Below are 12,810 nucleotides of genomic sequence, written 5' to 3'. Positions count from 1 at the left end.
CCGCCCCCGCCGCCCTCTACGGTTTCGTACTGTGAGCACGACTGAGCCGATCGCAGCACCCACGCTGGGTTCCCGGGCACGCCGGGTAGCCCTGCCACTGGTGCTGTCCTTCGTCGCGGTGGCCGGTTCGCTCGGCGCCTCCCGCGGCGAGCCGGACCGCCGGGCGGCCGACTGGTTCATGGTCGTGCTGATCCTGGTCGGCACGGTGTCGCTGTACTGGCTCCGGACCCATCCGACCCGGGTGCTCTGGGCGACGGTCGTCGCGACGCTCGTCTACATGCTGATGCAATACGCGTACGGCCCGGTCATCTTCGCGTTCGTGATCACGGTGTTCTACACGATCCGGATGGGCTACCGAGTGTCCGGTTGGGCCGCGCTGGCCGCGCTGTACATCGGCCATGTCGGCGGCCGGATGGTGCTCGGGATCAACGAGCAGGGCGTGTACCAGGTCCTCCTGGTCGGCACGTGTTTCGTCGTACTGGGGTTCACCGCCGAGCTCTTCCGGGCCCACCGCGATCGGGTGATGGCGGCGGCCCGGACACGGAAGGAAGCCGAGCTGCGGCAGGCCGGCGAGGAGCGACTGCGGATCGCACAGGAGCTGCACGACGTCGTGGCGCACCACATCTCGCTGATCAACGTGCAAGCGTCGACCGCGCTGCACCTGGTCAACCGTCAGCCCGAGCAGGCGGCTCCGGCGCTGTCCGCGATCAAGGACGCCAGCAAGGAAGCGCTGGTCGAGTTGCGGTCGATCGTCGGCATCCTGCGGCAGTCCGACGAGTCCGCACCCCGCCAGCCGGTCGCCGGACTCGAGCGGCTGGAGCACCTGGTCAACCGGACGTCGATGGCCGGCCTGGAGGTGCACACGGTCGTCCACGGCGACCCGCACCCGTTGCCGACCGGGCTGGACCGGGCCGCGTTCCGGATCATCCAGGAGTCGCTCACCAACATCGTCCGGCACGCCAAGGCGACCGCGGCGACGGTCCGGATCCAGTACGGCGAACAATCGCTCGTACTGCAGGTCGACGACGACGGTAAGTCCCTCGTCGGTCCACCCACCGAAGGCAACGGCATCATCGGCATGCGCGAACGCGCCACCGCCCTCGGCGGCACCCTCACCGCCACCCGCACCCCCACCGGCGGCCTCCGCATCGTCGCCACCCTGCCTCTGTAGCTACGGCAGGCGGACGTGACCAGGGTTGAGGTCGGCGACCTGGGAGACACCCAGTAGGGCCATCGTGCGGCGGACCTCCTTGGTGAGGATCTCCGCGGCCTTGGCGACTCCGCGCTCGCCGCCGGCCATCAGGCCGTAGAGGTACGCACGTCCGACCAGGCAGGCGTCGGCGCCGAGCGCGATCGCGGCGACGATGTCCGCACCCGACAGGATCCCTGTGTCCAGGTAGATCTCCGCGTCGCTGCCGACTGCCTTGCGAACCTCGGGGAGGATGCGCAGCGGCGTCGGCGCGCGGTCCAGCTGGCGGCCGCCGTGGTTCGACAGCACGATCGCGTCGGCGCCGGCGTCGACCACCCGGCGGGCGTCCTCGACGGTTTGGATGCCTTTGACAATCAACGGGCCGGACCAGATCGACCGCAGCCAGTTCAGGTCGTCGATCGTCATGGTCGGGTCGAACAGCTTGTCCAGCAGCTCGGCGACCGTGCCGTCCCAGGTGGACAGCGAGGCGAACGTGAGCGGCCGCGTAGTGAGCAGGTTCGCCCACCAGGCCGGGTGCATCGACGCGTCGAGCACGGTCTTGGCGGTCAGCGACGGCGGGATCGTGAACCCGTTGCGGACGTCTCGCAGCCGCGCACCGGCGACCGGTACGTCGACGGTCAGCATCAGCGCCTCGTACCCGGCGGCGGCCGATCGCTTGACCAGGTCCTCCCCCGAGTCCCGGTCCTTCCACACGTACAGCTGGAACCACTTCCGCGCGTTCGGCGCGGCCGCCGCCACGTCCTCGATCGACGTCGTGCCCATGGTCGACAACGCGTACGGGATGCCGATCCGGTCGGCGACCTTGACGACCGCGCTCTCGCCCTCGTGGTTCATCATCCGGGTGAAACCGGTCGGCGCGAACGCGAACGGCAGCTCCGAGCGGCCGCCGAGGATCGACGTACCGAGGTCGATCTCGGAGACGTTGCGCAGGATCGACGGCTGCAGCTCCATCTCGGCGAACAGCCGGCGGGCCCGGCGCAGGCTAATCTCCGCCTCGGCGGCGCCGTCGGTGTAGTCGAACACCGACCGCGGGGTCCGCCGCTTGGCGATCGCGCGCAGGTCCGCGATCGTGAGCGCCTTCGCGAGCCGGCGCTCGGTCGGGTTCGTCTCGATCGGCTTCGGCCGCAGCAGCGGCTTCAGCTCGGACCATTTGGGCAGCTGTCGATCGGTCATCAGAACTCCGGGGCCGGACGGGCGATCAGACGGTACGCCGTACCCGCCTGACCCTGTGGTCGGACCACAGCATAACCTGTGGTCCGACCACACAGGTAGAGTCGTCCGCAGAGCGACCTGGGGAGGATCTTGCCCCAGCTCGGGAGGGAAATCCTCCCCAACCTGGCCGAAGGGGGTGCGGGTGAAGAACTACGAACTGGTGCTGCATCGGGTGGAGGCGGACCTGGCGGCCGGGCGGCTGCGGATCGGTGGCCGGCTGCCGGGTGAGCGGGCGCTGGCCGAGGAGCTGGGGATCAGCCGGCCGTCGGTGCGGGAGGCGGTCCGGGTGCTCGAGGCGATGGGCGTCGTACGGACCGCGACCGGGTCCGGGCCGGAGGCGGGCGCGGTGATCGTGGCGGAGCCGGTGTCGCCGCTGACCGCCGTACTGCGGTTGCATCTGGCAACGAATCATCTGCCGATGGGGGACGTCGTCCAGACCCGGATCCTGCTGGAGTCGTGGTCCGCGCGGGAGGCGGCCGGGCGGGACGTGGCGGCCGGTGAGCTCGAGGTGGCCGAGTCGTTGCTCGACCGGATGGACGCTGCCGGGTTGTCGCCGGAGGAGTTCCATCTGCTCGACGCGGAGTTCCACGTCGCGCTGTCGGGGCTGGCCGGGAACGTGCTGGTCGCGGCGGTGATGACGTCGTTGCGGTCGGCGATTCACGAGTATGTGCTGGCCGCCGTACCCAACCTGGCGGATTGGGACGCGACGGCGGTGGGGCTGCGGGCCGAGCATCGCGGGATTCTGGGCGCGGTGCGGGCCGGTGAGCCGGATCGCGCGGCCGAGTTGGTGACCGCGCATATCCGGGGCTTCTACCAGGCGGCGCAGCTGCAGGATTAGCAGTCCTCTACGCAGCGTTCGGCGGCGGTGAGGGCGGTCCGGCGGAGGCCGAGGATGACGACTGCTCCGACGACCAGGTGGAGCGAGGCGAGGCCGAGCTTGGCGCCGATCCCGATACCGCTGAAGAGCGGGCTGCCGAGCGAGGTGACGCAGGCGATCACCGCACAGACGGTCCAGACCTTGCGAGCGTTGAAGGTACGGCGCTCGAGGATGGCGAGCAGTCCCCAGCCGGCGAAGGCCATTGCGGCGGCAGCGAAGAACACCTGACCGGCGGCGATGTGCATCAAGCTGCCCTGCTGGGCTTCCAGGGTGAGACCGGCGGCCGGGGCGAGGATCGCCCACCAGGCGACTGCCGCGGCGACGGTAACACCGACGACGGCCAGCCGGCTACGGCCGGGGACGCGAGTCGGCCTGGGCTCACCAGACGAACCGTGCTGGGCGGAAAGTGCAGGAGCCGCCTCGGGAGCGGAGGTGACGACACGGGTGGGGCTGTGTTTCGGGCTAGGCATTTCGGGCTCCTTGGTGGTTGGTGATGGGATAAAGGTGCTGGACAGTGCGGGGTGACGGCATCGGCCGGTGGTCGGTGCGGGATCGACTTTGGTCGGTGGTGGGGCAGGAGTCGGGCGGCCTATGGTCGGCGGCATGGAGAGTTGTACGACGATGCGGCCCAGCCGGGTGGCCAATATCTCGGCCGTTACCGCGATCGGCCTGCTGACGGCGATGACGATCATCGGGCGGATGTCCGATCCGACGCATCGCAACTGGCTGATCCCCGACATCGTGGCCGGAGTCGTCGCGTCGGGTCTGATGCTGATGTTGCCGCGGCGCCCGATCCCGACGGCGATCGCGATGGCCGTGCTCGTCGTCCTCTCCCCCGCGGCGACGCCGGCCTCGACCGCCGCCACGCTGACCATCGCGCTGCGATTCCCGCTACGGCGGGCAGCACTCATTGCCGGGGTCCAGGCCGTCGCGCATCTCGCCCAAGGACTGTGGCACCCGATCAGCGGACTGCCGTTCCTCTGGTTCGCGCTCCTCGACGTCGCCATCCACGCGGCCTTCCTCGGTTGGGGTCAGTGGATCCAGGCACGCCAGCAATTGGTCGGCTCGCTGGTCGAACGGGCCCAACGCGCGGAGGCCGAGCAGGGTCGCCGGGTCGCGGAGGCCCGGACGCTCGAACGGACCAAGATGGCCCGCGAGATGCACGACGTACTCGCGCATCGGCTGTCGCTGCTCGCGACGTACGCCGGTGCGCTCGAGTACCGGCCGGATTCGTCGCCGGAGAAGCTCGCCACGGCCGCCGGGGTCATTCGTACCGGCGTGCACCAGGCGCTCGAGGAGCTGCGGGAGGTGATCAACGTGCTCAGAGACGAAGACGTCTACGAAGGGCGACCGCAGCCGACCTTCGACGATCTGCGGGCGCTGGTCGACGAGTCCCGGGACGCGGGTACGGCGATCTCGTACGACGATCTCGTTGCCGACTCCACGTCGTTGCCGCCGGCAACCGGGCGGACGGCGTACCGGATCGTGCAGGAGGGTCTCACCAACGCACGCAAGCACGCGGCCGGGCATCCGGTCACGGTGAGCGTGGCCGGCGCGCCGGGAGACGGGCTGCGGATCGAGCTGACCAACCCCGCCGTCAACGGGACGTCGCTCACCCCGGGCAGCGGGACCGGGCTCGTCGGGCTGACCGAGCGGGTGCAGCTCGCCGGCGGCACACTGGACCACGGCCGCGTCCCCGGTGGCGGGTTCCGGCTCGAAGCCTCGCTACCGTGGCCCACATGAGCGACACGGTCATTCGGGTGCTGGTGGTGGACGACGACGCGTTGGTGCGGGCGAGCCTGGAGATGATGCTCGACGGTGCGAACGGAATCTCCGTCGTCGGTCAGGCGGCGGACGGGGACGAAGTACCGGCTGCGGTCGACGCGCACTTCCCCGACATCGTGCTGATGGACCTGCGGATGCCCCGGGTGGACGGGATCGTCGCGACCCGGCGGCTGCGGGCGCGGACCAACCCGCCCGAGGTCGTCGTACTCACCACGTTCGACACCGACGAGAACGTGCTGCACGCCCTGCGAGCCGGGGCGAGCGGGTTCCTGCTGAAGGACACCCCGCCCGCGCAGATCGTCGACGCCGTACGCCGAGTTGCCGCCGGTGACCCGATTCTCTCGCCGGCGATCACCCGTCGGCTGATGGACCGCGCCGCGACCCAGGCCGATGCCCACACGATCGCCCAGAAATCCCTGCAGCGATTGTCACCCCGCGAGTACGACGTGATGCTCGCCGTCGCACAGGGCAAGGCGAACGCGGAGATCGCGTCGGAGCTCTACATGAGCGTGGCGACGGTCAAGGCGCACATCTCCCACATCCTCACCAAGCTGGAACTCGGCAACCGCACCCAGATCGCCCTCCTGGCTCATGACGCCGGGCTGGCCTGACCAATGCCTTAGGGTCGGCGCATGATCAGGGTGCTGCTGGCGGACGATCAGGCGTTGGTGCGGGCCGGGTTCCGGTCGTTGCTGAACGCCGAGAACGACATCACGGTCATCGGCGAGGTGTCGGACGGGGCGGAAGCGTTCCGGGTGGCGCAGGCCGAGAAGCCTGACGTGGTGCTGATGGACATCCGGATGCCGGGCACGGACGGGTTGGAGGCGACCCGATTGATCGGCGCGGATGCCGAGCTGGCCGACGTCCACGTGGTGATCCTGACGACGTTCGACCTGGACGAGTACGTCTTCGAGGCGCTCCGGGTCGGGGCCAGCGGGTTCCTGGTGAAGGACACCGAGCCGGTCGAGCTGCTGCAGGCGGTCCGCGTGGTTGCTCGCGGTGACGCCCTCCTCTCCCCCGGCGTCACCCGCCGCCTCGTCGCAGAGTTTGCGTCCCGCAGCCGGCAGCCCCACGCCAGCAAGGAACTCGACGTACTCACGGAACGCGAGAAGGAGATCGTCGCCCTCGTCGGCGAGGGTCTCTCGAACGACGAGATCGCCGAACGCCTCGTCCTCAGCCCGGCCACCGCCAAGACCCACGTCAGCCGGGCCATGATCAAACTCGGCGTCCGCGACCGCGCGCAACTGGTCGTCGTCGCCTACCAAACCGGCCTGGTCCGCCCCGGCTGGCTGGGTTGACCTTCCACCAGGTCGAACCTGCAGGATCGCCGCCATGGAACACCTCGCAGAGATCACAGCGGCGGCCGAACTCGGCCGGTCCGGCGACCGTGACACCGCTCGCGCCCAGCTGCAGGCCCTCTGGGACCAGACGGACGACCGGCAGACCCAGTGCGTGATCGCCCACTTCCTGGCCGACGTCCAGAACACGACCGCGGACGAACTCGACTGGGATCTCCGGGCGCTGGAGTGTGCCGATCCCGAGGACCCGATGACTCCGGGGATGCTGGCGTCCCTGCACCTCAGCCTGTCCGACGACTACCGCCGACTAGGCCGGACCGAGCAGGCCCACGAGCACCTGAAGCTCGCGAAGGCCAATCAGCACGCGCTCGGACCGGACGCGTACGGCGACCTCGTGCGCGGCGCACTCGAGCACGTGACTGATGCGCTGGCCGCCGGCAGTACTGCGCCCTTGGAGACGAATCCGAGTAGCTGAGTACTCCCGACGGTGTAGGTGCGGTCACTCCCCTTGGCCGACGCGGTACCCGGCCTCCGAGCGGCACGCTCTGGGGTATGAATGAGACCGGAGTTCCGCTCGTCGAGGTGACGGGGCTGACGAAGAAATATGGCGACACCTTCGCGGTGGATGGTGTCGATCTGACGGTCCGGCCCGGCGAGGTGTACGGGTTCCTCGGACCGAATGGTGCCGGCAAGACGACCACGCTGCGGATCCTCACCGGGCTGATCGCACCCACGAGTGGAAGTGTCCAGGTCCTCGGTGGCCGGCCGGGACAGGCCGACGTACTCCGGCGGACCGGGTCGATGATCGAGTCTCCCGCGTTCTATCCGTACCTGTCCGGCCTGGACAACCTGCGACTGCTGGCCGAGTACGCCGCGGTGCCTCGGCAGCGGATCGACGAGGTGCTCGAGCTGGTCGATCTGGCTGACCGCGCGCGGGACCGGTTCTCGACGTACTCCCTGGGGATGAAGCAGCGGCTCGGCGTCGCGGCCGCCCTGCTGAAGGATCCCGAGCTGGTGATCCTGGACGAGCCGACCAACGGGCTCGACCCGGCCGGTATGCGGGACATGCGTCGCCTGATCCGCGAGCTCGGCTCCGACGGCCGGACCGTCCTGCTGTCCAGCCACCTGCTCGGCGAGGTCCAACAGATCTGCGACCGGGTCGGCATCATCAACGCCGGCCGGATGGTTGCCGAGCACAACGTCGAGGACCTGCGTGGCGAGCAGGAACTGATCGTCCGCGCCACCCCACGGGACAAGGCCCAGGCGATCCTGGCCGGCTTCGGCTCGGTCCACCTGTACGACGACACGCTGCGAGTCCAGGTGGCCCCGGATCGGGCCGCCGAGGTGAACCGCGTCCTGGTCGAGGCCGGGATCGCCGTGTCCGAACTGCACAGCACCGAACGGGCTCTGGAGGACATCTTCTTCGAGCTCACCACAAGCAAGGAGAAAGCCGATGTTGGGTAGCTACCGAGCCGAGTTGCTGAAGCTCCGCAAGCGGTCGGCGGTCTGGGTGCTGTTCGTGGCCGGTCTGGTGCTGAGCCTGATCTTCGGCTACCTGCTGCCGTACCTGGGCTATGCGACCGGCGACGACAACCCCTCGACCGACGGTGTCCCGCGCGCTGAGATCCTCCGCGGCATGCTGCCGGAACGCGTCCTGGACAACACGATCGGTGGTTACCCGATCTTCGCCGGCGCGCTCGCGCTGGTGCTGGGTGCGATCGTGATCGGCGGCGAGTACACCTGGGGCACGCTGAAGACGATCCTCACCCAGCGACCCGGCCGCGGCACCGTGTTGGCGTCACAGTTCCTCGCCCTCGCCACGATGATCGTCGTCTGGGTGGTCGGGATCTTCGTTGCCTGTGCGTTGTGCAGCATCGGGATCGCCGCCGCAGAAGGCGGCGCGATGAACTGGCCCGGTCCGCTCGACCTGCTCCGCGGTCTCGGCGGTGGCTGGCTGGTGCTGATGATGTGGTGCCTGGCCGGCGCGGTCCTGGCCGTTGCCTTCCGCAACGTCGCGCTGCCGATCGGCCTCGGTGTGGTGTGGATCCTCGGCATCGAGACGCTGCTCGCCGGCGTGGTGAGCAGCCTGCTGCCGGACCTGAAGCCTCTCGCCAACGTGCTGCCGGGCACCAACGCCGGTTCGCTCGTGTTCAGCGTGACCGGCATGGGCACCGCCGACGCACCACCTGGAGTGCGCGATGCGGTCGGCGGCGGCCGTGCCCTGCTGACGTTGGTGGCCTACTGCGCGGTCTTCGCCGTACTCGCGGCCTGGACGACGCGGCGGCGGGACGTCACCTGATGCCGGCGTGGACGAGCGCGAGTTCGCAGAACATCGCGTTCGCCCAGGAGAACCACTCGCGGGTGTACTGCGAAGGATCGTCGACGTCGAAGCCCTCGTGCATCTGCCCCGTACCACCCGTGGTGTCGCGGAGGAGCTCCAGCAGGCGCTGGCGCTCCTCTGCCGAGGTGCTCGAAATCCCCTGTACAGCAAGGGCGATGTGCCACACGTAGTTCGGCGGCGTGTGCGGGCTACCGATGCCGGCCGCGGCCGTTCCGCTGTAGTAGTACGGGTTCGATGGGCTCAGCAGCAGCCGGCGGGTGGCAAGGTACGTCGGGTCGTCGGCGGCGGCGTACCCGGTGAGTGGGATCGACAGCAGGCTCGGCATGTTCGCGTCGTCCATCAGCAACGTCGACCCGGCGCCGTCCACCTCGTAGGCGTAGACGCGTCCGTGCTCCGGGTGATCGACCGTCCCGTGCCGGGCGATGCCGTCGTCGATGTCGGCCTTGAGTTCTTTGGCGGCCGACGCCAACGGCTCGTCCCCGAACACCTCGGCCGCGATCTCTTCCAGGTAGCCGAGTACGACGGATGCGAACATGTTCCCGGGTACGTTGAACCCGAGCGCGGTCGAGTCGTCGCTCGGCCGGAACGCACTCCAGGACATCCCCGTCGGCACGGTCAGCCGGCCGCGCCCGTCGCGGACCAGCGTGTCCGTCGGCAGCATGTCCGGTTCGTCCCGCTGGAACCGGTACGACGACCTGCCCTCATGATCCTGCTCGACCGTCCACAGCTCGATGATCGCGACCGCCGCGGCCCGCAGCCGCTCGTCGATCACGTCGGCCCGCCCGGTGATCCGCCACAGCCGGTACGCCAGCTCGAGCGGGAAGCACAGCGAGTCGATCTCGTACTTGCGCTCCCACACCCACGGCGACATCTCGGTGTCGTCGTCGGTGTGGCCCTCGCCGTTCGGCTCCCGGTTGAACGCGTTCGCGTACGGATCCAGTACGACGTACTCCAACTGCCGGTGCAGGACGCCGATCAGGAGGTCCTGCAGGGCCGGATCGTCTTTGCACAGCAGGAGATACGGCCGGAGCTGGGCCGCCGAGTCACGCAGCCACATCGCCGGGATGTCGCCGGTGAGGACGAACGTCGTCCCGTCCGGCAATCGCTCGGCCACGGCGGGCAGATTCTCGGCCATCGACCGCCGGAACATCTCCGCGATCACGTCGTCGCCGCTCGCCCGCTGCACCGCCGCGGTAGCACGAGCCAGGACCTCGGGATCGATCATCAACACAGTCACCTTTCAGCCACGAGTTCGTGGCTCTGCAACAACACGGAGGGGTTGGGAGAGAACGTCTGGTCGAGAACGAGACTGGCTGCGCCGATCGCGCCGACGTCGACGCCGAGCGCCGTACCGGCGACCTCGAAGGGGTGCACCGAGCGGACCAGGAAGCGTCCGTCCAGTGCGGTGCGGACCGCGTCGCCGAACAAGGGTGCGAGCTGCTCCCAGTGCGGGCCGCCGAAGACGACACGCTGCAGGTCGAGCAGGTTCGCGATGTCCTCGACCACCTTGGCGATCCGCTCGGCCAGGGCGACCACGATCGCCCGGGCCAGACCCGGCCCCACTTCGGCGGCCGCGCACAGTTGGGTGAAGGCCGCGTCGACCGCCTGCCGGTCGTCGAGATCGATGCCTGCGGCAAGTACTCCGGCGTGGACCGCCTGCTGCACCAGGTACCGCGGTTGGCTGGTCTCGCCGACGCAACCGCGCCGTCCGCAGTAGCAGATCGGGCCTTCCGGATCGACGATCACGTGGCCGACCTCGCCCACGTTGCTGGACGATCCACGAACCACCTCGTCACCGATCACGAGGCCCGCGCCCACTCCGGTGCCGAGGTAGAAGAAGACGAAGCTGCCGCCTCCGCCCGCCCACTTCTCCGCTGACGCGGCCGCGGTCACGTCCTTGTCCAGGAGCACCGGCAGGCCGGTCCGCTCCCGCAGTTCGTCCCGCAGCGGGACCAGGTGCCACGCGGACAGGTTCGGCGGGTTCACCACGACTCCGCGCTCCACGTCGATCGGACCGGGCGCGGCGATCCCGACCCCGATGATCCGATCGCGCTGTGCACCGGCCTGCGTGATCACGTCCTCGATCGTGGCGGCGATCCGGTCGATGAGTACGTCGGGGTCATCGGCGTACGGCGTCTCGACCCGGCGGCGCGCGATCACCTCGCCGGTGAGATCGAGCAGTACGACGGTGACGACGGCGGGGTCGAGGTGGACGCCGACGGCGTACTGTCCGGTGGGTTCGAGCTCGAGCAGCGTGCGGGGCTTGCCCAGACCGGCGCCGCGCAACCGGCCGGCCTCACGCACGAGTCCGGCGGTGAGCAGCCGGCGGATGATGTTCGAGATCGCCTGCCCCGACAGGCCCGTCACCTCGGCCAGTTCGACGCGGCTGAGGTGCTCACCCCGCCGGATCGCATCCAGAACCACGGCGTCGTTGAACCCGCCGACGCGATCGAGGTTCGTGCCCCGGCGTACGCTCACAGAACTCCCCCAGAGTTAGTCGGAGATCGGGTCCGAGCCCCACGGAAGCGACCAGCCGTAGGTGCGCTGCCCTTCCCCCGTCCGCCACTGGTTCGGCGTGGTGTTCACGAGCCAGTCCAGCGGCTCGATCCCGGACGCGTCACCACCACTGAGCGCCAAATGTATACCGTCTCGCACGGCCTGGTCGGACCGCGCCGTCCGGGCCTGTGGATCGATCGACAAGAAGAGCGCCGTCCCGGAACGTGCGACCAGATCCAGGAAGTTCTCGTTGAGTTCCCACGGCGTCTGCGGCGTGCACGGGACGCAGTCCGCGTCGACGGTGAAGAACCGGTTGTGCTGCGGCAGCCGGAACGCGAGCGTGTTCACGCCCATCTTCCGGGTCCGCTCCCAGCTGCGGCCGGACGTGTCGTCACCGATCCGCTGAACGTCGACCAGTCCGGCCGCGAGATGCCCGACGGTGTTGCACCCGATCAGTACGACGCCCTCCACGGCCGCCCGGATCTCGCGATAGAACGCGAGGATGATCTCGGCAGTCGTCCGGGTCGGATCGTGCAGTTGCCAGCCGTCACCCGTCAGCCGCGAACCCATCGCCGGCCCGAACCGGCCGAACACGTCGTAGGTGCTGAAGTCGTGCTTGACCAGCTCGAAGCCCCAGTCCCTGAACCGCTGCAGGTCCGTGCGGACGAGGTCGAGCACCTCCGGGTACGACGGATCGAGCGCGCGACCGGGTTTGTCGTGCGGACCCGGGCTGGCGTACGAACCTGGTTCGCGGACCAGGAGCGGGCGGAACCAGATGCCCGGACGGGCGCCGATCGCCTTGATCGCGGCCGCCGTACCGGCCAGGTCGTCGAAGACACCTGGCGTACCGGCGTCCCACGGTCCGCCGGACGCGTTGCCGCCCGGGTACCAGCCGTCGTCGACGACGCTGAACGGCTTCACCGGGTGGCCGTCGGCGAGCTCGACGATCGTGGTCGCGTCCTGGAGGACGGCCTTCTCGTCGAAGTTCTCGCCGTACGCGTAGTACCAGTTGTTGGCCCCGACCACCGGCGCGGGCTCAGGTCGCGCCGGTAGCCGGGTGATCATGGAGGCGACCGCTGCGTGCAGGGTCTGCCAAGGTGTGCCGCCGTCCTGGAACCACCGTACGGCCGCGGCCCTAAGAGTCCGGCAGTTCAGCTGGGTCGCGCCGCCGCCGTTGCGGAGGTCGAGCCAGAGCGTGAAGCCGTCGGAGTCGACGGTCCACGAGCAGAACGCGTTCGGCTGTACGTCGACGCCGGCGCCGGTCGTCGTACCGGTCTGGGGGTCGTGGGCGAGGAAGTACCACGGCAGCAGGCGCTCGGGTTGCTGGTGACGCCACTGCAGATCGCCGTACGAGCGTTCCCAGGCGTCGCCGAGGATCAGGGCCTCAGCGGGGAGCCGTTCGGACCAGCGGAGGGCAACGCGGGAGATCGTCGCGGCGGTGACGTCGATGGCGCCGTCCGACCAGGTGACGTCGATCCCGGCGGCCGACCACGTCGCGCCGGTCCGGACCGCACTGGTCAGGCCGTCCGAGGGTCCCGCTTGGACGAAAACAGCGCTCGGTTCTCTCACCTGGCTCCTCGGCAGTTAATTT

General features: G+C 69.3%; 13 protein-coding genes. 8 read left to right on the top strand and 5 right to left on the bottom strand.

Features of this window, described 5'->3' with window-relative positions:
- Window positions 1-31: 31 nt before the first annotated feature.
- Entirely contained in the window at window positions 32-1,171 is a 1,140-nt protein-coding gene (locus AB0L70_RS27060) for a sensor histidine kinase (protein WP_363688872.1), read from the top strand.
- On the opposite strand, the gene AB0L70_RS27055 is transcribed toward AB0L70_RS27060, so the two are convergent.
- Window positions 1,172-2,383, bottom strand: a complete 1,212-nt coding sequence (locus AB0L70_RS27055) for an alpha-hydroxy acid oxidase (protein ID WP_363688870.1) — start codon at window positions 2,381-2,383, stop codon at window positions 1,172-1,174.
- A gap of 181 nt (window positions 2,384-2,564) precedes the next feature.
- Between AB0L70_RS27055 and AB0L70_RS27050 the strand changes: the two genes are divergently transcribed.
- Window positions 2,565-3,260, top strand: a complete 696-nt coding sequence (locus AB0L70_RS27050) for an FCD domain-containing protein (protein WP_363688869.1) — start codon at window positions 2,565-2,567, stop codon at window positions 3,258-3,260.
- Here AB0L70_RS27050 and AB0L70_RS27045 read toward each other — a convergent pair.
- A complete protein-coding gene (locus AB0L70_RS27045) occupies window positions 3,257-3,769 on the bottom strand; it encodes a DUF6069 family protein (RefSeq protein ID WP_363688867.1) in 513 nt (170 codons plus the stop codon). The two genes, AB0L70_RS27050 and AB0L70_RS27045, sit on opposite strands and share 4 nt — an antisense overlap.
- Window positions 3,770-3,902: 133 nt before the next feature.
- On the opposite strand from AB0L70_RS27045, the gene AB0L70_RS27040 reads away from it, so the two are divergent.
- The 6 genes from AB0L70_RS27040 to AB0L70_RS27015 all read left to right on the top strand — a co-directional run bounded on the left by AB0L70_RS27040 (window position 3,903) and on the right by AB0L70_RS27015 (window position 8,681).
- Window positions 3,903-5,042, top strand: a complete 1,140-nt coding sequence (locus tag AB0L70_RS27040; protein WP_363688865.1) for a histidine kinase — start codon at window positions 3,903-3,905, stop codon at window positions 5,040-5,042.
- The gene (locus AB0L70_RS27035; RefSeq protein ID WP_363688863.1) at window positions 5,039-5,695 is read left to right on the top strand and encodes a response regulator transcription factor; all 657 of its coding nucleotides are present in this window, start codon (window positions 5,039-5,041) and stop codon (window positions 5,693-5,695) included. The genes AB0L70_RS27040 and AB0L70_RS27035 overlap by 4 nt, the downstream gene beginning before the upstream one ends.
- 21 nt (window positions 5,696-5,716) lie before the next feature.
- Window positions 5,717-6,382 (top strand): response regulator transcription factor, encoded by a 666-nt coding sequence (locus AB0L70_RS27030; protein ID WP_363688861.1) that lies wholly within the window; start codon window positions 5,717-5,719, stop codon window positions 6,380-6,382.
- A gap of 34 nt (window positions 6,383-6,416) precedes the next feature.
- Window positions 6,417-6,857, top strand: a complete 441-nt coding sequence (locus tag AB0L70_RS27025; RefSeq protein ID WP_363688859.1) for a hypothetical protein — start codon at window positions 6,417-6,419, stop codon at window positions 6,855-6,857.
- Window positions 6,858-6,934: 77 nt separating this feature from the next.
- A complete protein-coding gene (locus AB0L70_RS27020) occupies window positions 6,935-7,846 on the top strand; it encodes an ABC transporter ATP-binding protein (RefSeq protein WP_363688857.1) in 912 nt (303 codons plus the stop codon).
- A complete protein-coding gene (locus AB0L70_RS27015) occupies window positions 7,836-8,681 on the top strand; it encodes an ABC transporter permease subunit (RefSeq protein WP_363688855.1) in 846 nt (281 codons plus the stop codon). The genes AB0L70_RS27020 and AB0L70_RS27015 overlap by 11 nt, the downstream gene beginning before the upstream one ends.
- On the opposite strand, the gene AB0L70_RS27010 is transcribed toward AB0L70_RS27015, so the two are convergent.
- Genes AB0L70_RS27010 through AB0L70_RS27000 form a run of 3 tightly spaced genes read right to left on the bottom strand, consistent with a single transcriptional unit; the run spans window position 8,674 to window position 12,788 of the window.
- Window positions 8,674-9,948 (bottom strand): glycoside hydrolase family 125 protein, encoded by a 1,275-nt coding sequence (locus tag AB0L70_RS27010; protein ID WP_363688853.1) that lies wholly within the window; start codon window positions 9,946-9,948, stop codon window positions 8,674-8,676. The genes AB0L70_RS27015 and AB0L70_RS27010 overlap by 8 nt on opposite strands.
- A gap of 8 nt (window positions 9,949-9,956) precedes the next feature.
- Window positions 9,957-11,201, bottom strand: a complete 1,245-nt coding sequence (locus AB0L70_RS27005) for an ROK family transcriptional regulator (RefSeq protein WP_363688851.1) — start codon at window positions 11,199-11,201, stop codon at window positions 9,957-9,959.
- A 15-nt stretch (window positions 11,202-11,216) separates the two neighbouring features.
- A complete protein-coding gene (locus tag AB0L70_RS27000) occupies window positions 11,217-12,788 on the bottom strand; it encodes a hypothetical protein (protein ID WP_363688849.1) in 1,572 nt (523 codons plus the stop codon).
- Between the last annotated feature and the right edge of the window lie 22 nt (window positions 12,789-12,810).

This window comes from Kribbella sp. NPDC051952 (assembly GCF_040680855.1).
Classification (GTDB): domain Bacteria; phylum Actinomycetota; class Actinomycetes; order Propionibacteriales; family Kribbellaceae; genus Kribbella.
Note: the sequence above shows the minus strand (reverse complement) of the source record. Positions and strands in the feature narration are given on the sequence as shown.